Origin of the sequence: Bartonella sp. CL25QHWL, assembly GCF_042195335.1 — a bacterium.
In the GTDB taxonomy this organism is placed as follows: Bacteria; Pseudomonadota; Alphaproteobacteria; order Rhizobiales; family Rhizobiaceae; genus Bartonella.
Genome location: NZ_JBHIOE010000002.1, coordinates 93456 through 116393, shown reverse-complemented (window position 1 = coordinate 116393; position 22938 = coordinate 93456). Strand labels below are relative to the sequence as shown.

The 22938-nt window shown below is 38.0% G+C and carries 21 protein-coding genes and 2 pseudogenes; 12 read left to right on the top strand and 11 right to left on the bottom strand.

The annotated features are described in order from the left end of the window. Positions 1 to 55: 55 nt before the first annotated feature. A pseudogene (locus tag ACFILY_RS01740) lies at positions 56 to 367 on the bottom strand (MBL fold metallo-hydrolase); the annotation flags it as partial. 4 nt (positions 368 to 371) lie between these two features. Here ACFILY_RS01740 and ACFILY_RS01735 point away from each other — a divergent pair. Beyond that, positions 372 to 992, top strand: a pseudogene (locus ACFILY_RS01735) (sensor histidine kinase); the annotation flags it as partial. Between the two features lie 579 nt (positions 993 to 1571). Continuing rightward, entirely contained in the window at positions 1572 to 2195 is a 624-nt protein-coding gene (locus tag ACFILY_RS01730) for a BA14K family protein (RefSeq protein WP_375637401.1), read from the top strand. A 69-nt stretch (positions 2196 to 2264) separates the two neighbouring features. Here the strand turns inward: ACFILY_RS01730 and ACFILY_RS01725 are convergent, their stop codons facing one another. After that, entirely contained in the window at positions 2265 to 2915 is a 651-nt protein-coding gene (locus tag ACFILY_RS01725) for an MBL fold metallo-hydrolase (protein ID WP_273791225.1), read from the bottom strand. A gap of 144 nt (positions 2916 to 3059) precedes the next feature. Here ACFILY_RS01725 and ACFILY_RS01720 point away from each other — a divergent pair, with 144 nt between their 5' ends. Together ACFILY_RS01720 and ACFILY_RS01715 are read left to right on the top strand one after the other, a co-directional pair. Next, positions 3060 to 3764: a response regulator gene (locus ACFILY_RS01720; RefSeq protein ID WP_273791226.1), complete on the top strand. Its 705-nt coding sequence runs from the start codon at positions 3060 to 3062 to the stop codon at positions 3762 to 3764. Positions 3765 to 3772: 8 nt separating this feature from the next. After that, complete coding sequence (locus tag ACFILY_RS01715; RefSeq protein WP_375637402.1) at positions 3773 to 5113, top strand: ATP-binding protein; 1341 nt, start codon at positions 3773 to 3775, stop codon at positions 5111 to 5113. 45 nt (positions 5114 to 5158) lie between these two features. Here ACFILY_RS01715 and ACFILY_RS01710 read toward each other — a convergent pair whose 3' ends face one another. Then, a complete protein-coding gene (locus tag ACFILY_RS01710; RefSeq protein WP_375629408.1) occupies positions 5159 to 5659 on the bottom strand; it encodes a YbjN domain-containing protein in 501 nt (166 codons plus the stop codon). Positions 5660 to 6062: 403 nt separating this feature from the next. Further along, positions 6063 to 6308: an accessory factor UbiK family protein gene (locus ACFILY_RS01705; protein ID WP_273791228.1), complete on the bottom strand. Its 246-nt coding sequence runs from the start codon at positions 6306 to 6308 to the stop codon at positions 6063 to 6065. Between the two features lie 305 nt (positions 6309 to 6613). Between ACFILY_RS01705 and lgt the strand changes: the two genes are divergently transcribed. The 4 genes from lgt to ACFILY_RS01685 all read left to right on the top strand — a co-directional run bounded on the left by lgt (position 6614) and on the right by ACFILY_RS01685 (position 10847). Then, positions 6614 to 7492, top strand: a complete 879-nt coding sequence (gene lgt, locus ACFILY_RS01700) for a prolipoprotein diacylglyceryl transferase (RefSeq protein ID WP_375637403.1) — start codon at positions 6614 to 6616, stop codon at positions 7490 to 7492. Then, on the top strand, positions 7467 to 8546 hold the full coding sequence (locus ACFILY_RS01695; protein ID WP_375637404.1) for a class I SAM-dependent methyltransferase: 1080 nt from the start codon (positions 7467 to 7469) through the stop codon (positions 8544 to 8546). Before lgt ends, ACFILY_RS01695 begins: the two co-directional genes overlap by 26 nt. Positions 8547 to 8648: 102 nt before the next feature. Then, positions 8649 to 9440 carry a peptidoglycan editing factor PgeF gene (gene pgeF / locus ACFILY_RS01690; protein ID WP_375620697.1) on the top strand — a complete coding sequence of 264 codons (792 nt, stop codon included), beginning with the start codon at positions 8649 to 8651 and terminating at the stop codon, positions 9438 to 9440. 474 nt (positions 9441 to 9914) lie between these two features. Next, the gene (locus tag ACFILY_RS01685; protein ID WP_273791232.1) at positions 9915 to 10847 is read left to right on the top strand and encodes a ribose-phosphate pyrophosphokinase; all 933 of its coding nucleotides are present in this window, start codon (positions 9915 to 9917) and stop codon (positions 10845 to 10847) included. Here ACFILY_RS01685 and ACFILY_RS01680 read toward each other — a convergent pair. After that, positions 10844 to 12343 (bottom strand): ATP-binding protein, encoded by a 1500-nt coding sequence (locus ACFILY_RS01680; RefSeq protein WP_273791233.1) that lies wholly within the window; start codon positions 12341 to 12343, stop codon positions 10844 to 10846. The genes ACFILY_RS01685 and ACFILY_RS01680 overlap by 4 nt on opposite strands. Positions 12344 to 12635: 292 nt before the next feature. Here ACFILY_RS01680 and ACFILY_RS01675 point away from each other — a divergent pair, with 292 nt between their 5' ends. Together ACFILY_RS01675 and pth are read left to right on the top strand one after the other, a co-directional pair. Further along, complete coding sequence (locus ACFILY_RS01675) at positions 12636 to 13265, top strand: 50S ribosomal protein L25/general stress protein Ctc (protein ID WP_375630835.1); 630 nt, start codon at positions 12636 to 12638, stop codon at positions 13263 to 13265. Positions 13266 to 13341: 76 nt separating this feature from the next. Beyond that, complete coding sequence (gene pth / locus ACFILY_RS01670; protein WP_375630837.1) at positions 13342 to 13968, top strand: aminoacyl-tRNA hydrolase; 627 nt, start codon at positions 13342 to 13344, stop codon at positions 13966 to 13968. A gap of 190 nt (positions 13969 to 14158) precedes the next feature. Here pth and ACFILY_RS01665 read toward each other — a convergent pair whose 3' ends face one another. After that, a complete protein-coding gene (locus ACFILY_RS01665) occupies positions 14159 to 14902 on the bottom strand; it encodes a L,D-transpeptidase (RefSeq protein ID WP_273791236.1) in 744 nt (247 codons plus the stop codon). A gap of 266 nt (positions 14903 to 15168) precedes the next feature. Here ACFILY_RS01665 and ychF point away from each other — a divergent pair, with 266 nt between their 5' ends. Next, a complete protein-coding gene (gene ychF / locus ACFILY_RS01660) occupies positions 15169 to 16272 on the top strand; it encodes a redox-regulated ATPase YchF (RefSeq protein ID WP_375630839.1) in 1104 nt (367 codons plus the stop codon). 159 nt (positions 16273 to 16431) lie between these two features. Here the strand turns inward: ychF and ACFILY_RS01655 are convergent, their stop codons facing one another. The 4 genes from ACFILY_RS01655 to petA form a co-directional block, all read right to left on the bottom strand. Continuing rightward, positions 16432 to 16872: a PRC-barrel domain-containing protein gene (locus ACFILY_RS01655; RefSeq protein ID WP_273791238.1), complete on the bottom strand. Its 441-nt coding sequence runs from the start codon at positions 16870 to 16872 to the stop codon at positions 16432 to 16434. Positions 16873 to 16982: 110 nt separating this feature from the next. Beyond that, positions 16983 to 17879 carry a cytochrome c1 gene (locus tag ACFILY_RS01650; protein WP_273791239.1) on the bottom strand — a complete coding sequence of 299 codons (897 nt, stop codon included), beginning with the start codon at positions 17877 to 17879 and terminating at the stop codon, positions 16983 to 16985. Continuing rightward, positions 17873 to 19126, bottom strand: coding sequence for a cytochrome bc complex cytochrome b subunit (locus tag ACFILY_RS01645; RefSeq protein ID WP_375630843.1), 1254 nt, complete (start codon positions 19124 to 19126; stop codon positions 17873 to 17875). Before ACFILY_RS01645 ends, ACFILY_RS01650 begins: the two co-directional genes overlap by 7 nt. Before the next feature lie 4 nt (positions 19127 to 19130). After that, positions 19131 to 19679: a ubiquinol-cytochrome c reductase iron-sulfur subunit gene (gene petA / locus ACFILY_RS01640; protein WP_375630845.1), complete on the bottom strand. Its 549-nt coding sequence runs from the start codon at positions 19677 to 19679 to the stop codon at positions 19131 to 19133. A gap of 724 nt (positions 19680 to 20403) precedes the next feature. Here petA and ACFILY_RS01635 point away from each other — a divergent pair. Then, the gene (locus ACFILY_RS01635) at positions 20404 to 20880 is read left to right on the top strand and encodes a tRNA (cytidine(34)-2'-O)-methyltransferase (RefSeq protein WP_273791242.1); all 477 of its coding nucleotides are present in this window, start codon (positions 20404 to 20406) and stop codon (positions 20878 to 20880) included. A gap of 634 nt (positions 20881 to 21514) precedes the next feature. Here the strand turns inward: ACFILY_RS01635 and ACFILY_RS01630 are convergent. Beyond that, positions 21515 to 22768, bottom strand: a complete 1254-nt coding sequence (locus tag ACFILY_RS01630; RefSeq protein ID WP_375637405.1) for a CCA tRNA nucleotidyltransferase — start codon at positions 22766 to 22768, stop codon at positions 21515 to 21517. Positions 22769 to 22938: the final 170 nt, after the last annotated feature.

Genomic DNA, 22938 nt, shown 5'->3' with positions numbered 1-22938 from the left:
TACTAAAAAGTCTTAAATGGCACAAAAAAACGCTTCAAAGCGTTTTTTTGTTTGCTCATATATTAAAATCTTGAAGAAAAGGATTATTTTGGCGCTCATAGCCTATGCTACTTTTAGGACCATGCCCACAAATAAAACAAACATCATCGCCTAAGGGTAAAACTTTTTCTCGAAGAGATTGTATCAATTTTTCATAGGAACAGAAGGGGAAGTCCGTACGTCCAATAGAACCACAAAAGAGAACATCACCCAAGAGGGCTAAGCGCTCTTTTTCATTGAAATAAATAACATGACCAAGGGAATGCCCTAGTGTATGCAAAACCCTAAACTCATGTCTAGCAAAATACACACACTCACCATCTTCTAACTATATCGAACAACGCACCATAATGCTTTCGGGTGTAAGCCATGATTTAAGAACCATTCTCACCCGTTTTAAACTTCAACTAGCGTTAGCAAATACTGACTTTGATATTAAGCCGCTTGAGCAAGATGTGAGCGACATGCAAAATATGTTAGAAAATTACCTTGCTTTTGCCCGTAGTGAAGGAAGTGAGTGTATTAAAACTTTTGATTTAAATGCTCTTATGCAAAAATTCTCTACCGATGCGCATCTTCACAAACGTCAATTTTCCTACACCATTGAAAGCCCTACACAAATACAAGTACGCCCCCATGCCTTCACGCGTCTCATCAACAATCTTGTATCAAAAGCATTTTGTCATGCTAATACTGTCAAACTAACAGCCATATCCCAACAAGAATCTTTCATCATAACTATTGATGATAATGGACCTGGGATTCATAAAAATATGCGCACAGAAGTCTTTAAGCCATTCTTTAAACTTGATAAAACACAAAATCAAGATGCGAGTAGAGCAGGACTCGGCCTTTCTATTGCTCAAGATATAGCACGTAGCCATGGAGGCAATATTCAATTGGATGATAGCCCTCTAGGGGGCTTACGCGCTATTATTGATGTCCCCCTTTAGCAATTTTTCTTGTTAAACCACGTTATAAAAAAATCCCTAAAACTATCAAAACATGCCAAAAACACTTCTAAAACCTAAATGAGCACAAAAAAATTAAAGAGAATGTTTCCCATATATCAAAAAAAGTTCCCGCAATATATTATCTTATACAGTTATAATCTGATATCGAACTCAATATTTAACCTCACAAGAGAGTAGTCAAACAGGACTGTATTCTATCACACAAATAAGATTTTATCTTAGCACCATAAGCCTATAATAAAAAACGATAACTTTTATTCATACACCTATTGTTTAATTCATATTGTATCAATTAATAAAAAAGTACTCATCAATAAAGAATTTATAACCAATAGTAAAAAATCTGCTGCTCTCAATACAAGCTGCTTAATTAACCTTAAGAATATTACATTAATTGAAATCAAAATTTTGTCATGATTTTATTTTACTGTACCGGCAATGTTTTAACTAAATGAATTTTTATTTTTTTGTCACAATAAAGTCCAAAATTGTTCAGGCTCTATTCAGTTTGAAACGTGTAGGATGTGAAAAATACGAATTTACACAAGGAGCATCATTATGAAAAAACTCTTCAGATTAGCGGTATTATCAGCAATGTCTACTGCAACCGTTTTGATGCCATTAAATCCAACGCTTGCAGATATGGCATGGTATCATAGCTATGATATGAGGAGGGAGGCTGGTTTACCAGCTCACAATTTTAGCTCCCATTTTTCTCATAGTGAACATCGCTCTTTTGATAATCCCCACAAGCGTCATTATGTTAGCCATAAATGGGGAGCACAACAACACCATCATGTTGAACACAAGACATATCATTATGTCGAGCGCAAAAAGACAAAACACAGTAGTATTAATATAAATAACTCAGGAGAAGCTTTAGCAATGGGCATTCTTGCTCTTGCAGCAGGTGCACTTCTCGGCAAAATTTTAAAAAAACCAAAACAGCCACAAGTTGTTTATCAAACCGCACCACAGCATCAAATTGTATATCAACAGGTTCCACAAGAACAGATAATTTATGAAGCTCCGCAAACGGTGGAATATGAGCCAGTACAACAATCATGGGAGTCTGATTGGCTTAACTATTGCAAGAAAAAATACCGTTCTTTCAACCCTAAAACAGGAACTTTCCGAGACCGTAATGGTTTGGAACACGTTTGTTATGCCCCAATAAATTAACTTCTGTTCCGCCCTACTAAAAAGTCTTAAATGGCACAAAAAAACGCTTCAAAGCGTTTTTTTGTTTGCTCATATATTAAAATCTTGAAGAAAAGGATTATTTTGGCGCTCATAGCCTATGCTACTTTTGGGACCATGCCCACAAATAAAACAAACATCATCGCCTAAGGGTAAAACTTTTTCTCGAAGAGATTGCATCAATTTTTCATAGGAACAGAAGGGGAAGTCCGTACGTCCAATAGAACCACGAAAAAGAACATCACCCAAGAGGGCTAAGCGCTCTTTTTCATTGAAATAAATAACATGACCAGGGGAATGTCCTGGGGTGTGAAAAACCTTAAACACATGTCCAGCAAAATGAACACACTCACCATCTTCTAACCATTTGTCAGGAATACAGATGCAAGCATCAGTGATGCCATAATTTTTTGCGCTTTCGCTCACAGCATCCATCACAGGCTTATCATCGCGATGTGAACCGATAATTTTTACATTAAGCGCTTCTTTCGCTTGCATTGCTGCTCCTACATGATCAAAATGACCATGTGTTACCCAAATAGCCTCAACAATAACACCATTCTTTTCGATTACGTCTTGAATCCGCGGCCAATCACCACCAGGATCAACGAGAACCCCCGTTTTACATTCACTATCAAAAAGCAAAGTGCAATTTTGTTGGAATGTCGTAACGGGAATAATATGTATATTAAGACTACCCATAATATCCTTTTCAAAAGTAACTTTTTTAAATTTATAAATAAAACTTTCTCTCCTTTAAGGTAAAGGTGCTGCTCGACAGCTTTATACAACTTATGTAAACTTGTATTTTGTGTAAACTAAATTTTTATCAAGGTTTTTTTAAGAATGACCAATCACGTTCAAGTTTTGTGTGACGATGCCCCTCACCTTCTTGTGATTGATGACGATACTCGTATTCGCAATCTTTTATTTCAGTTTCTCATTAAAAATGGATTTCGTGTTTCAGTTTCAGCCAATGCGAATGAAGCAAGACGACTGTTGGCAAGTTTAGATTTTGATCTTCTTATTGTTGATGTCATGATGCCTAGCGAAAACGGTATTGATCTCACTCATTCACTCCGCCAAACAAAAGATGTTCCTATCTTGATGCTAACAGCTTTATCAGAAATAGACAATCGTATCCGTGGATTAGAAGCAGGGGCCGATGATTATCTGTCTAAGCCGTTTGACCCTCGTGAACTTCTCCTTCGCATCAACGCCATTTTACGACGTGGTTTTCCCCTTAGCCAACCTAAAATTGAGCAAATCGTTTTTGGTCCTTATATATTTTCAATTTCACGACGCGAACTCAAAAAAGGAGGAGAAATTATTAAATTAACAGATAAAGAACAAGAAATGATGGTCATGTTTGCCGAAAATGCAGGCGATACAATTCCGCGCCATAAATTCGCGACAGATGACAGCAATATAAGTGAACGTGCCATTGATGTGCAGATCAACCGCCTTCGTCGTAAGATCGAAAAAAACCCAGCACTGCCTATATGGCTCCAAACCGTGCGAGGAATAGGGTATAAACTCTCTATTGAATAGGCACAAGAATGATCAAACCTTTAAGATTTTTTCTTCGATGGTTAACGAAAAAAATGCCTAAACGGCTTTATGCTCGCTCTTTAATCATTATTATCGCTCCCATGGTGCTTCTGCAAACGGTCATTGCTTATGTCTTTATGGAACGCCATTGGCAAATGGTAACCGAGCGTCTTTCAACGGCTGTCGTGCATGATATTTCAGCCATTATTGATATTCTTGAAACATATCCCCAACAAGATAACTATGAAGATATCAAGCGTATTGCACAACAACGTATGGGATTAAATATTTCTATTCTATCTCCTACCTCCTTACCCCCTCCAGGACCTAAGCCATTTTTTGCAATTCTTGACTATTTTTTAAGTGAAGAAATCACCCGCCAAATTAACCGTCCCTTCTGGATTGATACCGTAGGAGATTCTGATCTTGTTGAAATCCGTATCCACCTTGGTCACAACATCTTACGCGTCTTTGCTCCACGCAGCCAAGCCTATGCTTCCAATACTGCTATTTTTTTAAGCTGGATGGTAGGAACAGCTCTTGTTTTATTGCTGATAGCAATTTACTTTTTGCGCAATCAAATCAAACCGATTCAACAATTGGCTGAAGCAGCAGAAAGCTTTGGACGCGGTCGTCCTTTACCAAAAGGTTTTCAACCACAAGGAGCTGATGAAGTCCGTCGTGCAGGCATCGCTTTTTTACGCATGCGTGAACGTATTGAACGCCAAATTGAACAACGTACCATGATGCTCTCAGGAGTAAGTCATGATTTAAGAACCATTCTTACACGCTTTAAACTTCAGCTGGCATTAGTAAATACTGACTTTGATATTAAACCGCTTGAGCAAGATGTAAGTGACATGCAAAATATGTTAGAAGATTATCTTGCTTTTGCTCGTGGTGAAGGAAGTGAAAGTGTCAAGACTTTTGATTTAAATGCTCTTATGCAAAAATTCTCCACCGATGCTCGTCTTCACAAACGTCAATTTTCTTACACCATTGAAGGTCCTACAGAAATACAAGTACGTCCCCGTGCTTTCACACGCTTAGTCAGCAATCTTGTAACAAATGCATTTTGTTACGGCACGACTGTTAAACTAACCGCTAACTCTCAACAAGAATCTTTTATATTGATAATCGATGATAATGGACCTGGAATTCATGAAAATATGCGCACAGAAGTTTTTAAGCCATTCTTTCGACTTGATAAAGCGCGAAATCAAGATGCAAGTGGAACAGGACTTGGTCTTTCTATTGCTCAAGACATAGCACGCAGCCATGGTGGCAATATACAATTAGATGAGAGCCCACTCGGGGGAGTGCGCGCTATTCTTGATGTCCCCCTATGAGCAATATTTCCGCAAACCGTCTGTAAAAATAACAGACTGTATATTTTAGGCATTCCCTACAGTTTCAAACAAAGTGTACTGTAGTGCCTTGTAAGCACTTTCTCCCGACAAAGCAACCATCTGAAATGCAACATAATGGCTTTCACAGGCTTTAAGTGCATGTATCAACAATGTTTCAACCTGTATATGAGATGGATGCATCCCACCAGCCAAAAGAAGACCTTGTCGATAAATAACTGAATTATTCCTTTGCCAGTAATCAAAATGTCCCAACAACAACTTTTCATTAATTGCTAGCAATAAGCGCTGTATTTCAGCTGTTCGAGCATTTTTAGTAGAGAGATCAAACGAACAAGCTAAATGAAGTGCTTCATGCTCTTCCATCCATGAAAAAGCAAGACGATAGTTTGCGCGTTTTCCTTCCACACAAACGCTAATTTCATCTTGTGCATCCCGCTCAAACGACCAATCATATTCACAGGCAATCTGTTCGATAAAGTCAACAGGGTGCTCTTTTCTTTCTGTGGCGCAAAATGCAAGCCTCATCACAATCCTCAATCATCTTAAAACATTGTCAACAGAATATAAACCGTCTAAACTGTAACAATATTTTGCTACAATCAGAACCTTTACACCAAACAAATACACATAAAAACATCGACAGTACACAAACACCCAGAACACAATCGCGCTGTTTAGGGCAACCTGATAGTCATAAAACGAATCATCAAGTCTTTTCAGTGTATTGATACAATTTCATAGCGCCAGCCCCCCTGATTCAAAAAAATGTATTTTACCCAAAAAAAAATCAAAAATAAACAAATGCTCCGCTCTAACAGACTCAAGATTAAGCATTTTTTAGTTTCACGCATCACATTGAAAAATTGGGGATATTTTTTGAAGATTCTTTTTTTAAGAAACTATTTTACTTTTTTGTGTCTGCGTTTTTTTAATCATCTTTCTTTAAATCATCAAGGCGCCTTTTCAAATCAGCATTATCAGCATGGATTTTCAGCACCATCTCCTTAAAAGTCTCAAACTCTTCGCGAGAAACAAGATCAAGCTTGTTTGCTATCTTTTCAGCCTGCACACGAAAAGCTGTTCCAGCTTCACGTCGTATGCCTTGCGCAACGTCAGCAGCATCCGTTGCTAATTTTGCTAATTCATCAAGAATACGATTTGATCCATTACGCATAATATTTTTCCTTAAATTTTAATTATTGACGCACGCATTATAGCGTATTCTCATAACATTTAGATACTGTAATTTGTTCCTTTTACTCTATATTTTACATACTATGTAGACTTTTCATAACGATTTTGTTTAAGATTTTTTAATATTCCTTTATCACCATATTTTTTTACCGCGATAAATCAGTGGAAATCTATCTCCCTTTCTGACTAGCCTCCCTACTGACTTGACCATTGTGCATTCATCTGTCATTTCTGACCATCAGAGTCACTTCATATTCATCTCGTATAATGTAAAATGCTTAACTCATGAACAATCTGTCTTGTCCAGCCATTGCTTTTCCGTCTTTCCTTGATCCTGTCATTATCCAGCTAGGTCCCATAGCACTTCATTGGTATGGACTTGGTTACGTACTGGGTATTCTTTTTGCTTGGTGGTATGCGCAAAAATTATTAAAAAAAACATCTCTATGGTATAGAGACCACCCTCCTATGGATAAAGAAAAGATCGGAGATTTTGTTGTCTGGTCTGCCATAAGTGTTGTTATCGGAGGGCGTTTAGGACAAGTTCTTGTATGGGATCCCATTTACTATTTTAACCATCCAAGTGCTATCATTGCCGTATGGGATGGGGGAATGTCCTTTCATGGCGGACTTATTGGTATTATCATTGCTATGATCTGGTTTGCCCGTAAAAATTATATTAACATACGAGCCATGTTTGATATCATTGCTGCAGGTGCTCCTATTGGTATTGGCATTGTACGAATCTGCAACTTCATCAACCAAGAGTTATGGGGCAATATCACTACACATCCTTGGGCTGTTTGTTTTCCTCTCGATCCTTACTATTTACCGCGCCATCCAAGCCAGCTTTACGAAGCATTTATGGAAGGATTTCTTCTCTTCATCATCCTGTGTCTTCTTATTTTTGGGTTCAAAGCATTAAAGCGTCCCGGTACTGTATCAGGAACATTTATTATAGGCTACGCAGTAGCACGCAGCATTTCTGAAGTTTACCGTGCGCCTCAAGAAGATCCAGAATGGTTTTCGACTCTTTTCCATTCTACTGGTTTTACCTATGGCATGGCTTTATCTCTTCCCATGCTTCTTTTAGGGGGTTATCTTCTTCTCCACGCCTTTAAACATAAATCGACAGAAAATGGCCAATCTAAAAGAAAAAATTAAAGAAATTATTGTCCTTAATGGACCAATCACTGTTAGCCAATATATGACGTTGGCACTTACAGATCCTCAGTTTGGTTATTATCAAACACAAACACCTTTTGGACGTGATGGTGATTTCATTACAGCACCTGAAATAAGCCAATTATTTGGAGAGATGATTGGCATTTGGACTCTTGCGAGCTGGAAAGCTCAAGGTTGTCCTCATCCTTTTATCCTCGCTGAGATAGGTCCAGGACGTGGAATTTTGATGGATGACATTTTGCGAACCATCCAAAAGCTTTCTACAAGAGCATTTAATGCTGCTGAAATTTTTCTGATCGAAATAAGCAAAAAACTTGCAAAAGAACAAAAAAAGCGCCTTTGCTCTTATCAAAAACAAATCCATAGCATTGAAAATTTTAATCAAATTCCTTCAAAACCTCTCTTCCTCATTGCTAATGAATTTCTCGATACACTCCCTATCAACCAATATATTAAAGTCAATGGAGAATGGAAAGAGCGCTGCATTACAGTCAATCAAAATGGAGATTTCATCCTTATTGCTGCCCCGCATAAACTTCCCTCTTCTTGTCTACAAACCTATTGTTCTAAAGTGCCTGACGGAACAATTTTTGAACATGCCCCTTTACGGCATCAATTCATGCAACAAATCAGCCACCATTTAGTGCAAGTGACAGGTTCTGCTTTACTTATCGACTATGGTGCTTGTGAGCTTGCCTTTGGCGATACCTTGCAAGCACTCTCAAAACATAAATTTCGTGATGTTTTTGATGCCCCTGGTGAACATGATTTAACATCCCATGTTGATTTTTCTTTTTTAAAAAACATAGCTCTTGAACAGGGCTGTTTTGCTGAAATCTTAGAGCAAGGAGAATTTCTTTTTAAAATGGGGCTACTGGAGCGCGCAAACCAGCTTGGAGTTGGCAAAAGTGCTCCTTTGCAAGACAAAATCCGCCAAGACATCGAACGGCTCGCTGGTCCAGATCAGATGGGAAAATTATTTAAAGTTTTACATTTCAGTGATAAAAACATCTCCATACCTCCTCAATTTTGATGATCGGCGCTTTTGTCAATAAGCACATCAGTATCTGAAATATTCATTGACAAATATGAACATCTCCATCCTCATTTCAAATAATCTCCATAAGGAACTTTTATGAAATCTATCCCTCATCCCATTCTTGCAAAAAATCTTTCTACTTTACACACCCATGGGATAAAACATGGATTTTTTACACGTCAAGGTGGTGTTTCAAAAAATCTTTATCATAGTCTTAATGTTGGGAAAGGTTCAAATGATCAGCTTGAATATATTGTACAGAATCGTCTTTTGATCGCCAATTATTTTTCTATTGAGGCGCAAAATTTAGTCACAGTCAATCAAATACACTCCTGTAACGTTGTCGTAGCTCATCAAGCAACTATCGGTGCACCTCCTCAAGCTGATGCTCTGGTTACGACCACCCCAGAACTCGTTATTGGGGTTCTTACAGCAGATTGCGGACCCATTCTGTTTGCTGATCCACAAGCTGGAGTCATCGCTGCAACTCATGCTGGCTGGCGTGGAAGCTTAAATGGAATTATCGAGAAAACAATTGCTGTTATGGAAACACAAGGAGCCAAAAGACAATCAATAACAGCAGTCCTTGGACCTTGTATTGGCCCTTATCACTACGAAGTAACAAATGAATTTTACGACCAATTTATTGATTACCACAGCAAATACCAAAAATATTTTTTAAAAACAGACAAAATAAATCGCTTTTATTTTAATCTATGGGCATTTATTATAAACCAACTCAAAGAAGCAGGCGTTAATGCTTCTTGTGTGGAGCTTTGTACCTATCAAGATGAACAGCGTTTTTTCTCCTATCGCCGTGCAATACACCGCAACGAACCCGATTACGGACGGCAAATTTCTGCTATTATGCTGAAAAACAAAAGATGAGCCCCTTTTATACTTGAGAACAATACCAAAACTGCAAAACTAAACTTTTTACCCAAATGTAAAAATAAATCCCATTGGACTTTGCTTTTTTCACAAAATTATCTACCAGCACATAAAATATGATAGCCTTCGCTGTGATCATTTTCAATGTTTGGTTATAATAATTGAAGGCAAGATGATACTTCTTTTTATTACTCCCCTTCATTCATCTTAAATATGAAACATTCCCCATATTGAAAGCATTTTTATAAAGTAATAACCAAAAAGATTAATCAATATGTATTTCTTTGCCGCATGGAGAAAAAACTTTGCTCTAAAAGTAACAAACTTTTGGAAAAAGAGAAAACATACTGCATAGCTCTTTAATAATAATCGATAAAATTGTAAGGCTTTTGTAATTGTTCTCTTGCAATTTAATAAAAAGAAATTAAAAACCGTGTCGCATTCTCACCATGATGATTCAGAGGTTCTACTATGAAACTTTTCTGCGGAAATTCTAATCCACGCCTAGCTGAAGATGTTGCAAATTATTTGAACATCCCCTTAGGCAAAGCAACTGTAAAGCGCTTTGCTGATCAAGAAATTTTCGTAGAACTGCATGAAAATGTACGTGGCCAAGATGTTTTTGTTTTGCAATCTACATCCTATCCCGCAAATGATCATTTGATGGAATTGCTCATCATGATTGATGCCCTTCGTCGTTCTTCTGCACGTCGTATTACAGCTGTTATCCCCTATTTTGGCTATGCCCGCCAAGATAGAAAACCAGGACCACGGACTCCTATTTCTGCAAAACTTGTTGCCAACCTAATTACGGAAGCAGGGGCCCATCGTGTTTTAACATTGGACCTTCATGCAGGACAAATTCAAGGTTTTTTTGATATCCCTACAGATAATCTCTATGCTGTTCCTGTCATTTCTCGCGATGTCAAAGTGCATTATTCTCTTGAAAATGTTATCGTTGTTTCACCTGATGTGGGTGGTGTGGTTCGCGCGCGCGCGCTCGCCAAGCGCTTGAACAGTTTGCTCGCTATTGTGGATAAACGTCGCGAAAGCCCCGGTGAATCAGAAGTTATGAATATCATTGGAGATGTATCGGGAAAAGATTGCCTTTTGCTTGATGATATTGTTGATTCAGGTGGAACTTTATGCAATGCAGCAAGTGCTCTGCTTAAACATGGTGCCAATAGTGTCACGGCTTATATCACGCACGGTGTTCTTTCTGGTAATGCAATCGAACGAATTGCCAATTCAGAGATGAAAGAATTGGTTATTACAGATTCAATTATGCCAACACAAGCTATTGAGAAAACCCATAATATTCGTGTTTTGCCCATTGCCGACCTTATTGGAGAAGCAATTGCAAGGACAGCAGCAGAACAATCGGTTTCCAGCTTATTTGGTTAAAGTGGTTCCTTGGGGTCTCCCGGTGCTGTTTCAACACCAAGATCAGGAAATGCAACAATACGTTGACCACTAAAATGCGTGTGAATAACAATAAGTCCACGCTCTTCAAAGTAGGTTAAAAGTCGGCGTGCACGGCTTAAAGAATGAGTTCCATAAAGACGTGCTAAAAATGCATCAGATGGACATGGCTTTCCCCCTAATGCGGCCTGTGCCACATTCAAGAAGACTCCTTGAACATCTTCTTCCAAACTTTCTGATATCTGCAAAATATGTTTCCAATGTTCACTGACAGCCGTTTGTTCATCAACAAAAGCCTGAGCAATAGCCAATTTACGCCGAAATTGTGAAAGATTAAAAGGAACCTTTGACATACCATGGATACGGCAACGAACTGAAAAATCTTGATAAAGCACCGCTGTTGAACGATAAAAAGCCTCAGAATCCTCAAGAATTTCCCGAATAATATGTTCTGCTTGGCCGTCACGCTCAACATCAGAAAGTTCAGGAAATAAACTCAGGTTTTCTTCCAACAGCTCTTGTTTTTTATGCACTACCTCCTCTAACATCTCGTGCATTGATTTTTCCCTCATCGGCTCTCGTGTTTGTTTAAATGGCGTTAAAATTTCCTCTGGTGAAGCAGTAAAAACGAGCTCTTGCACATCATCCCGCTCTGTTGGAAGTGGCATTAATTTAGGACTAGAAGAGCGTGCCAAAGTTTCAACAGAACCGATAATGATTGGTAAGGGACGTCGTGATAAAGCAGGGCCTAAAGCTATAAAATTTCCCCGTTCAAGATCTCTAAACATTTCCGCTTGGCGACGCTCCATTCCCAAAAGATCAGCAGCGCGCACCATATCAATATCTAAAAAAGTCCGCCCTATTAAAAAGTTTGAAGCTTCAGCAGCAACATTTTTGGCAAGCTTAGCCAAACGTTGTGTCGCAATAACACCAGCAAGACCACGTTTACGTCCTCGACACATAAGATTGGTCATAGCGCTCAAAGAAATTTTACGCGCTTCATCAGAAACTTCTCCTGCTGCAGTTGGAGCAAACAATTGCGCTTCATCGACAACGACAAGCATAGGATACCAATAATCACGTTCCACATCAAAAAGTGCCCCAAGGAAAGCCCCTACAGCACGCATCTGTTGTTCAGTATCCAAGCCTTCAAGATTAAATACCACTGAAACTCGATGTTGTCGAATGCGATGGGCAATACGAGTCAACTCTAATTCACTACGTTGAGCCTCTACAATAACATGACCAAATTTATCTGCCAAAGTTACAAAATCGCCTTCTGGATCAATTACACAATGCTGCACCCACTTAGCACTTTGCTCCAAAAGACGGCGTAAAAGATGTGATTTCCCTGAACCGGAATTACCTTGTACAAGAAGACGTGTCGCCAATAATTCTTCTAAGTCAAGAAGTGCTGGCATCGATTTATGCAAAGCACGATTCTCTGACATCTCACCCAAGGCAATCTCAACCTTCATAACATCTCCAGTGTTTGATTTTGAACATATCAGTGCCAGCACATATTGGTTGATTCTCCATCCACACCGCAATTTGTAACATTTCCTCCTTTTTAACGGTAGAAATCATCGATTTTTCCCACAACTCTTGCATCTATGAATAGTTTGAACTATAGAACAAACTTCTGCGTAGACACCCTTGGAGGCAACGTAGAATGGAGTGATCGCTGTTGGTTAGCGCATATCTTCATATCCATGCAAAAACTATTACTGTTTTTGAAGGATCTCCAATCATGTAAAAAGGACTTAAATTATGAGTAAAAGCTACACTCTTAAGGCCGAAAAACGCGAGCGGGTTGGTAAGGGGTCCTCCCGTGAACTTCGCCGCAACGGTCTTATTCCTGCTGTCATTTATGGTGAAAAACAACCACCCTTGGCAATAACAGTTCCCTATAAAGAAATTTTCTACAAAATTCATGCCGGTGGCTTTCGTACCACCATTGCAACGATTATTCTTGACAAGCAAAAAATTATGGTTTTGCCAAAAGATTATCAATTAGATCCCGTGCGTGACTTTCCCCTCCATGTAGACTTTTTACGCATTTCAGCAAAATCTGTTGTAGAAGTGAATATTCCTGTCCACTTCCTCAATGAAGATACGGCACCTGGACTTAAAAAGGGTGGTGTCCTCAATATTGTTCGGCACGAAATTGAATGTACAGCTCCAGCAAGTGCTATTCCTGAAGCTATTGAAATTGATCTCTCCAGCTACTCTATTGGTGATTCTATTCACATTTCAGCAGTGCAACTGCCAAAAGATGTGACTCCCATCATCCAAGATCGAGACTTTACCATTGCAACTATTGCAACTCCTGCTGGCATGGATGTCAGCGATGAAACTTCTGAGCAAGAAAATGATGAAGAAAACACGGAAACTTCATAAAACTCAAAAGGCGGGAATTTTTTCCGCCTTAATTTATGAGGCATTACCCTTACTCATACTTTGACTGAAGATACACATGTGGCTTATTGCTGGTCTTGGCAATCCTGGTTTACAATATCAAAATAACCGCCATAATATCGGTTTTATGGCTGTTGATGCCATTTATCAGTCCTTCTCTTTTTCTCCATGGTCAAAGAAGTTTCAAGCAGAAATCTCCAATGGTTTCATAAGTAATGAGAAAATTTTTCTTATAAAACCACAAACTTTCATGAATCTTTCTGGTCAAGCTATTGGCGAAGCTTTGCGATTTTATAAATTAGATTTGAAGAATTTGATCATCATTTATGATGAGTTAGACCTGTCACCGGGAAAAGTTCGTATAAAAATTGGTGGAGGAAATAATGGGCATAATGGCATTAAGTCTATTGATGCCCATTGTGGTACTGACTATTGTCGTATACGCATAGGAATTGGTCATCCTGGAAGCAAAGAACTTGTTCATCAGCATGTTCTGGGAAATTTCACCAAATCTGATCAAGAATGGTTATCCCCTCTCTTAGAGGCAATTGCAAAAAATATTGCTCTCCTTATAAAAGATGAGAAATCCCTCTTTATGAATGAAGTTTCACAAACGATAAAAAACAATCAAAACCATTGGCTTGAGTGTCCCAGTCGCGTGAAGAATATGGATAAGAACTCTTAAAAAAAATCCTCTTATAAACTTTCTCAAAGGAAAAATCTGTTGGCAACGTGAGAAGCTAAAAAATAGAATCAGAATACAAGCTTGTATGCACTTTTGAAAAAGAAAGGCTTATTTTCTCTTTTAAGAAAAAGAGAAGATTGAACAGAAAACCAAAACACTTAAACAGCTCTCTCCAATCTTCTCCCCAAAATTAAAAAAATTCATTTGGCTGAATGGTCGACTGTAGCGGATCATAGCCATTTGATTGTTGACTATAAACTGTAGGAATACTCCTATTGTTTTGCAATACCACAACACGCGAACCAACGGGAACACGATCATAAAGATCGATAATATCTTGATTAAGCAAACGAATGCACCCACTTGAAATAGCACGCCCAATTGACCACGATTCGTGTGAACCATGAATACGGAAAAGTGTATCTTTCCCATTTTTGAACAAATAAAGTGCCCGCGCACCTAATGGATTATCGGGTCCTGGTGGCATTCCTTTCCCAAGATGTCCATAACGTTCTGGTTCTCGAGCCATCATAGCTGCAGTAGGAGCCCAATTTGGCCACCGACGCTTGCGCTGTATAACCCCCTCACCTTCAAATGCTAAACCTTCCTTACCGACCCCAATCCCATAACGCAAAGCTTTTCCATTTTCACCAATAAGGTAAAGAAAACACTCTTGCGTATCTACAACCAATGTTCCAGCTGGATAAGATGTATAATAAATCACTTCTTGTCGCCAATATTTTGGATCAATTGTCGCAAGATCAACAGCAGGTAACGAATAAGTCTCATTCGTTACAGGACCATACAAAGCCTGTATTTCTGGTGGAATGTATCGAACTTGTTGAAAAGAAACCGATGACATATCTGACTGATGTGTAGCACATCCAGCCAAAGCCAAAAGTGCTGCAATTAAAAAGGCACAACGAGATAACACTCTTCTATTTTCTCCGATTAATTATTTATGCAGATTTGCATACCATGAAAAACTTAGCACAATATTAACATTAATTCGAAGTTTTCTTATCCTTGAAACTAAGGAGAGAATTAAGATAAGAAGAACTAAGGTAAAAAAAGCAGATACCTGCTACTTTATACTTTTTTCTCACTTATCGCAAGGCAAGGACTATAACTCTTATGAAAATATGCTATAAAAAAGAAGCTTTATCTTGACTATAAAATCAAACGAAAAGAAAGACTCTCATGGGCTTTAAATGCGGTATTGTCGGATTACCTAATGTTGGGAAATCAACTCTTTTTAATGCATTAACAAAAACAGCCACTGCACAGGCTGCCAATTATCCTTTCTGTACCATTGAACCCAATACCGGTGAAGTTGCTGTTCCAGATTTACGAATGGAAAAAATTGCATCAATCGCTGGTTCAAAAGAAATGATTCCTACACGCATTAACTTCGTCGATATTGCGGGGCTTGTGCGAGGAGCTTCAAAAGGCGAAGGTTTAGGAAACAAATTTTTAGCCAATATTCGCGAAGTCGATGCCATTGTCCACGTTTTACGCTGTTTTCAAAATGAAGATATTACCCATGTAGAGGGACGTATTGATCCTGTTAGTGATGCAACAACGGTTGAAACCGAACTCATGCTTGCGGATCTTGAAAGTCTTGAGAGACGAATCATACAAATTCGTAAACGAGCAACCGGAAAAGACAAAGAAGCTCTCACAATTTTGCCTATTATGGAAAAAGCATTAAACATACTGCAACAGGGAAACCCTGTCCGGTTATTGCTCAAAGATATCTCTTCCGATGAACACCACATTCTTAAAAGCTTGAATCTTTTAACCTCCAAGCCTGTACTTTATGTTTGTAATGTAAGCGAAAATGACGCCGCTCATGGAAATAGCTTTACCCAAACAGTTGAAAAAATGGCAACAGAGCAAAATGCGCAAAGCATTATCATTTCTGCTTCTATCGAAGCGGAAATCACACAACTGAGTGATGCTGAAGCATCAGAATATCTCAATGCTTTAGGACTCTTTGAACCGAGTCTCAATCGCCTCATTCGCGCTGGTTACCATTTACTTGATCTCATTACTTACTTCACCTGTGGGCCTAAGGAAACACGAGCATGGACAATTACGCGTGGTACAAAAGCTCCCCAAGCAGCTGGCGTTATTCACTCAGATTTTGAGCGCGGTTTCATTCGTGCCCAAACCATCAGCTACAATGACTATATTGCTCTGGGTGGAGAAAGCGGTGCAAAAGAAGCAGGAAAAGCCCGCGATGAAGGAAAAGAATACATTGTGCAAGATGGCGATATCATGTTATTTAAACATAATACTTAAATCTTCACTCTGCCTTAATAGTTTATCTTGAAAACTTTGGTAATAGCTCCCTGGAATCTTGTCGCAAAAGCTCTCAAGAGTTTTTAGAACAAAAAGACTGTTGCTAGCATATGATTATGATAGCAACAGTTTTATCCATTAAAGAATGAAAATATAAAATTAGCGTGTCCAACGCCCTTCGTATTTAAATGTTGGAGCGTCCTTTAAAGAATCTTTTGTCGCATTTGTAATGAGTTTCCATTTACCATAATCATTTGTCATCTGGATTGTTTCTGGAGAAACGACCACATAACTCTCGCCTATGCCAAGAAAACCACCAACAGCAATAACAAATCCTGCAATATTATTTTCACGTAAAATAATATCTTTTACTTCACCAATATTTTCATCTTCTATATTATATACATTGGCGCCTATAAGACTGGAAGCTACAAAATCCGTTGCTAAAGGTGTCACATAACGCACAGACTTATCTATCCCCACCTGTACAATACCCGTCGAAGAGATCATTTCAGGTTTTGAAGGCACTTCAAAAGACTGAGCATAAGTACTAGAAACCATCAAAATTGACATAAGAGTAGTACATGCAATTTTTTTCATTTTAACATCTCCATTTTTACTTTGCTTTTACTTTATAAAACCTCAATGCATCATAAAAAGATTTGTTCCTTATGCTCTTTATACTCTATACTCTTTCGAGTCTTGTCGCTTTACCCTTTTCTCTTTATTTCGTCTTTTATTTCTTTCTCTAACTCTTTTTCTAAACCACACCAAATACGATTTTTTAAAATATAAACAAGCCCTGCAAAAATGATTAAAAATAAAATAACACGAAAACCGGTTTTTTTACGAATTTCCATATGAGGATCGGCAGCCCACATCAAAAAAGCAGAAACATCGCGCGCATAATGTTCAATGATTTCTGGAGTTCCATCTTCATAAGCAACCATACCATCACTCAAAGGAGGAGCCATCGTTAAAGAATTACCGGCAATAAAATAAGGATTATACCAATAACCATTCGCAATTTTTATCTCCTTCGGTGCCTTCTGATATCCTGTTAAAAGAGCTGTAATATAATCTGGACCAGCTGTATCATAATGAGTTAATACATCAGTAATTAAAGCAGGAAACGGCAAAGATACCCCACGTGCACGTGCCATCAATGACAAATCTGGAGGATAAGCACTATTCAAAATAAATCTTTCTTCTTCTTCATGTGAAAAGGGAGAAGGAAAATAATCCGTTGCAACCCCAGCACGTTTAAAAAATTTTCCTTCTCGATTAGGGCCATCGCGCACTTCATATTGCCCCGCCAAAGCTTTAATCTGTTCTTGATCATACCCTAGAGCTTTTAAATTGCGAAAAGCCACATATTTTAGACCATGGCAGCTGGAACAAACTTGTTTATAAACCTTTAATCCGCGCCTCAATTGCGCCTTATCATAAAGCCCAAATGGACCTGAAAAACTCCATTCTTGTTTTTTAGGAACTTGTAAAGGAAAAGAAATAAATCCCTCTTCCTGATCAGAGTCATCACTCGCTAAACTCTGAGCAGAAAAGCTCATAGCAACAATAAAAATCAGTCCGACAAAAACATTTACCATAGTCTCTTTTTCTGTTTTAAATCTTGCATAATTGAAGAAGGAAGAGAACAATTTTTTTCAAACGCTGGCAAAATCGGCAAAATAACCAAAAAAAATATAAAATAATAAACAGTAGCCAATTGTGTCCATAAAAGAATTTTATCACTTATTTCTCTTGACCCCAACCAACCAAGAAAAACGACATCAATAACCAACGCCCAAAAGAAAATTTTATAAACAGGTCGATATCTTGCTGAACATATTTTAGAACGGTCTAACCATGGCACAAAAATTAAAATGCAAATCGAACTGACGAATAAAACAAAACCAACAAAGTTTGAAGAGAAAATACCAATATCAAAAGTTATAGCACGAAGCATCGCATAAAAAGGCAAAAAATACCATTCTGGAACCACACGAAGAGGTACCTTTAAAGGATCTGCCACACTATAATTTTCAGCCTGCCCCATATAATCGGGCATATAAAACAAAAACCAGGCAAAGAAGATCAGAAAAACAGTAATAGCAAAAATATCTTTGATAAGCGCATAAGGCGAAAATGGAACTGTTTCCTTATCTGATTGTATAGCAAGACCCGTTGGATTACCTTGCCCAACACAATGGATTGCCCAAATATGCAGCCCCACAAAAAGAAGCAAAACAAATGATAAAACATAATGGAAAACATAAAAACGATTCAACGTTGGTTGTCCTACGACATAACCACCCAGAAGTGTCTCATGCAACCATATCCCCACCAAAGGTATCGTTTTAAAAAGCCCTGCAATCACTGAAGCCGCTGAAATAGACATCATCCCCCAAACAAGCACATAACCAAAAAATGCTATTGCCATCATGATGATATAAATAAAAATACCTGTAACCCATACCATTTCTCGCATGTTTTTATAAGAACCATAATAAAGTCCACGTGCCAAATGGATATAAACAGCAATAAAAAAAAACGAAGAGCCTACACAATGCCATGGACGAAAAAGCCAACCAAACTGCCCTTCACGCCGAAATCGTTCACTAGTTTCAAAAGCCAAATGAATATCTGGAACATAATGCATAGCCAAGACAATACCAGTCAAGAGCTGTGATAAAAGCATAATGGTCAAAATACCGCCAAATGTGTAAAAGTAATTAAGATTACGTGGAACAGGAAAAGTCACAAATGTATTATAAAAAAAACGAGGAAGAGGAAAACGCTTATCAAACCAACGAGCAAGAGCATTTTTAGGACAATAAGGAGGAAACCTTGTCATAACCTTATCCTATTTTGAGCAAAGTGTCAGAAAGAAATTGGTAAGGTGGAATAACCAAATTATAGTTAGCTGGGCCTGACCGCACTCTTCCAGCGGTATCATAAACAGACCCATGACAGGGACACAACCATCCTCCAAATTTACCCGATTGCCCAAGTGTTACACAGCCTAGATGCGTACAAAGATTAATAACAATCAGCCAATTTTCACGTCCTTTACCTGCTGAACGCGCAAAATCTGTTGCTTCTTTTTCACCTTCAAGATTAGGATTGCGCGCTTGACGATCTTTTAGAAGTCTCAATTCAGTAGCGCGCGCATCAGCAATTTCTTTTGCCGTACGATTTCGAATAACAACAGGCTGTCCTCGCCACTTTACCGTTACCGACATCCCCTCTTCAATACCAGAAAGATCAACCTCAACAGAGGAAGATGCCAAAACAGCTTCATCTGGACGCAACTGACGGATAAAAGGCCACGCAACCGCTCCCATTCCAACTGCTCCTGCAACAGCTGTTACCAAAAACAGAAAATCCCGCCTCGTTTGCTCACCCATGGACTTAACTTAAAGAGACACTTTGCTAAAACATTCTTTTACCATACCCTCTCCCATTGTACAATGCTTGATCATTCAGTTACCTCAACCATGAAAACATCCCCGTAAAAAACTCCTGCCATTTGTATGGTTTATACAAAAACTGTTTTATAATGATAATTCATCGTTTTACAGAGTGAATGAAATTCTGAAACACCGTAAGTTTCTTTCATTTCAAACCTATTCATATTAATCAATCAAAATTACTCCCCCACCCGTGAAAATCAGAGATAGCATGTAAATAAACACTTCTAAAGAAAGAAATATTGTCTTGTTATGACCATATCTCAGTAAATAAGTTGAGCTTATCGGTTATTTCTTTAACACATTTACAGCATCTCTCCCTTCCTCAATTCCAACTGGTTGCATGAGTATTTTTTTCGCTTCTGTTTTTGCATAAAAAGCATATTTTGTTGATTTTAATTAAAATGGATGATCTAACCGCATTAAATACCCCACTTTTCAACATAATGAGCCAATCCATTTCATGGATCGCTCAATAAAAGGAAGTCTCTAATAAGGAGCTTCTCTCTTATCCCAAACAGACCTGTATACATAACTTTTTCCCTGAAATTTAAAGGGAATAAAAATTAACCGTAAAAACATGTATTTCTCAAAGCATATTTTTCGAATAAATTGTGGTGCTTCTTTACAAAGTCGAAAGAAAAATCATATTACAGAGAACATGACACTTCATATAGCTCTTTTCCAACCTGATATTGCTGGTAATACTGGAACGATTTTACGTCTTAGCGCTTGCTTTGGTTTACATGTGCACATTATTGAACCTGCAGGCTTTAATCTGTCGGATCGTAATCTCAAACGCGCAGGATTGGATTATCTCGAATATGCTTCCTTAGAACGACACATTGATTGGCAACATTTTATAAGCTCCATGAAACACTTAAACCGCCGCCTGTTGCTTTTAAGTACAAAAGCAAAAACATGCTATACGCAGATATGCTATCAAAGAAATGATGTTTTACTTTTTGGTCGTGAAACAGCTGGCGTTCCCGATTATGTTCATGAAGCGGCCGATTACACATTGAAAATTCCCATGCAACCACAGGCACGCTCTCTAAATCTCGCCATGAGCGTAGCCATAACAACAGGAGAAGCATTACGCCAAATTGGTTATCATGAAAGAACCTGTAATCTATAAAACACAGCAATTCCACTAAAATTTTTAATAGAACGATAAAAATACATAAAATATGGTTTTAAATAATTAAAAAATATTTTTTATAGCGTATAAATAAGTAATTAAAAGCGCATAAGTTTCAATAATACTTTTGGAATAACTTACAGAGTTCCTGTAAAAAAACATAAATTATTACGAAAAACAATATACAATATATAAAAAACAGTTAGAGCGTATAATGCCTATCATTTTCCAACAATTAAGTGCTGATAAAATAAGCATTTCTTAGTGCCCATCATATCCATTTCATATCACCACCTATAAATGATTAAATACTCCTCCTAGTAAAAATTCATTAGACATCCCCCTCTTCATGCTCATACAAAGTGCAAACCGCTATCACTATTCTCTTTATTCGTTCTCATTTTCGAGAATCCTTATCTTTGAGATGGTTCATAAGAGACATTTTTCCTCTCTGTAATCATTTTTCCTCACTTGTGACATCTAAGGCAAATAATTTTGATTGATCTAATATGAACAGGTTTGAAATAACCTTACAATATTTGGAGCTCTTATTTCACATGAAAAATTACTATTATAAATTAATATGTTGACTTAAAAAATATAAACAACAGTGGGTTTGTAAACAGATATATTATAAATCAATTTTTTCTAATAGTGCATGACGATCCATTAAAAATCCGCTTTCAACCCATATCATTTCTAACTCTTTAAGCTTTTTTCCTAAAAGTACACCTTTAGCAAAACCTTTCTTTATTAAATCGTTACCATTAATGGGAAAAGTTGGAATCTGCCATTTTTTGGCAAGCTGATGAAGCTTGACATAACCCTCTGCTTTTTGCAAAGCATCACTTTTTTCCAGATGATTAAGATGTGATGCAGCGACAGACAACGATAATTGATCTAAAACTGGCTGTCGTCCATGAAAATAAATCAGTTTTTGCACAAAATGATCAGAACAGTTTTGGTTTATTATTTCTAACTCTGCCCATTCTTTTAATCGCGTTCTTTCTTTATGGGAAAAATGCAAGCGCTGTGCCATTTCATGAAGACGTATGGGGTCAGGAGGAAGAAGGCTTTCTAGCCGTAATAATGGATCAACTTTCCAACCAAGAGTCTGTTCTGTCTTCACCAATGCGTGAATTGCATCAATGCCCCATCGTTCTGTTTCAGGAAAAATGAGTGCCAAAATTCTGCTTTGTCGCATCCATAAAAGAGCACGCGTTGGATCAAACGCCGCAAGAAGCTTTTTCATTTCTGCCCAAATACGTTCAGAAGAAAGTTTTTTTAAACCGTGTTTTAAACGAACACATGCCTTCAATCCTTGCACATCAGGTCGCCCTGCTCCATACCACGCAAAAAAGCGAAAAAACCGTAAAATACGCAAATAATCTTCGCAAATACGATCTTCTGCAACCCCAATAAAACGAACTGTTCGGCTAGCAATATCACTCAAACCTCCCACATCATCATAAAGGTTTCCAGCAGCATCACAATAAAGTGCATTTATTGTAAAATCCCGCCGTTCAGCATCTTTTTTCCAATCACGACCAAATGCCACTTTTGCATGACGACCATCTGTTTCAATATCGCAGCGAAGCGTTGTAACCTCATAAGAACATGAATGAGCAATTACTGTTATTGTACCAAAAGCAATCCCTGTAGGAATAGCTTTAAATCCTGCTTCTTCTACACGTGCAATAACCTGTTGCGGCAAACAGGTTGTTGCAATATCAATATCACTAATAGGCTGCCCTAGCAGTTGATTGCGCACTGCTCCCCCTACAATACGCGCCTCTTCCCCCTCCTCAGACAAAACACGAAGAAGTGTTTGAATATCACTTTGTTGTAACCACGCAACCTGTTTGAAGTTCTGTCTTATATTCACCCTTTAACCTTTCAAAAAAGTTGTCTTCACTGCTTTAAAGAACTCTCTTCATAAAACAAAATTTTTAAGACATCCCTTATAAAGCACGTCTATTCTTCCAAAGAAACTTTTCTCTTCTATACGAATATGAAAAAAAACGGCATATGATACTTCATTTCTTCTCATTTTCT

Excerpts from the sequence above, each read along its gene's own strand:
- ACFILY_RS01695 (WP_375637404.1), top strand. The coding sequence starts at position 7,467 with ATGGCCAATCTAAAAGAAAAAATTAAAGAAATTATTGTCCTTAATGGA.
- ACFILY_RS01730 (WP_375637401.1), top strand. The coding sequence starts at position 1,572 with ATGAAAAAACTCTTCAGATTAGCGGTATTATCAGCAATGTCTACTGCA.
- ACFILY_RS01655 (WP_273791238.1), bottom strand. The coding sequence starts at position 16,872 with ATGAAAAAAATTGCATGTACTACTCTTATGTCAATTTTGATGGTTTCT.
- ACFILY_RS01675 (WP_375630835.1), top strand. The coding sequence starts at position 12,636 with ATGAGTAAAAGCTACACTCTTAAGGCCGAAAAACGCGAGCGGGTTGGT.
- lgt (WP_375637403.1), top strand. The coding sequence starts at position 6,614 with ATGAACAATCTGTCTTGTCCAGCCATTGCTTTTCCGTCTTTCCTTGAT.
- ACFILY_RS01710 (WP_375629408.1), bottom strand. The coding sequence starts at position 5,659 with ATGAGGCTTGCATTTTGCGCCACAGAAAGAAAAGAGCACCCTGTTGAC.
- ACFILY_RS01685 (WP_273791232.1), top strand. The coding sequence starts at position 9,915 with ATGAAACTTTTCTGCGGAAATTCTAATCCACGCCTAGCTGAAGATGTT.
- ACFILY_RS01720 (WP_273791226.1), top strand. The coding sequence starts at position 3,060 with ATGACCAATCACGTTCAAGTTTTGTGTGACGATGCCCCTCACCTTCTT.
- pth (WP_375630837.1), top strand. The coding sequence starts at position 13,342 with ATGTGGCTTATTGCTGGTCTTGGCAATCCTGGTTTACAATATCAAAAT.
- ACFILY_RS01705 (WP_273791228.1), bottom strand. The coding sequence starts at position 6,308 with ATGCGTAATGGATCAAATCGTATTCTTGATGAATTAGCAAAATTAGCA.
- ACFILY_RS01680 (WP_273791233.1), bottom strand. The coding sequence starts at position 12,343 with ATGAAGGTTGAGATTGCCTTGGGTGAGATGTCAGAGAATCGTGCTTTG.
- ACFILY_RS01645 (WP_375630843.1), bottom strand. The coding sequence starts at position 19,126 with ATGACAAGGTTTCCTCCTTATTGTCCTAAAAATGCTCTTGCTCGTTGG.
- petA (WP_375630845.1), bottom strand. The coding sequence starts at position 19,679 with ATGGGTGAGCAAACGAGGCGGGATTTTCTGTTTTTGGTAACAGCTGTT.
- pgeF (WP_375620697.1), top strand. The coding sequence starts at position 8,649 with ATGAAATCTATCCCTCATCCCATTCTTGCAAAAAATCTTTCTACTTTA.
- ACFILY_RS01635 (WP_273791242.1), top strand. The coding sequence starts at position 20,404 with ATGACACTTCATATAGCTCTTTTCCAACCTGATATTGCTGGTAATACT.
- ACFILY_RS01725 (WP_273791225.1), bottom strand. The coding sequence starts at position 2,915 with ATGGGTAGTCTTAATATACATATTATTCCCGTTACGACATTCCAACAA.
- ACFILY_RS01650 (WP_273791239.1), bottom strand. The coding sequence starts at position 17,879 with ATGGTAAATGTTTTTGTCGGACTGATTTTTATTGTTGCTATGAGCTTT.
- ychF (WP_375630839.1), top strand. The coding sequence starts at position 15,169 with ATGGGCTTTAAATGCGGTATTGTCGGATTACCTAATGTTGGGAAATCA.
- ACFILY_RS01715 (WP_375637402.1), top strand. The coding sequence starts at position 3,773 with ATGATCAAACCTTTAAGATTTTTTCTTCGATGGTTAACGAAAAAAATG.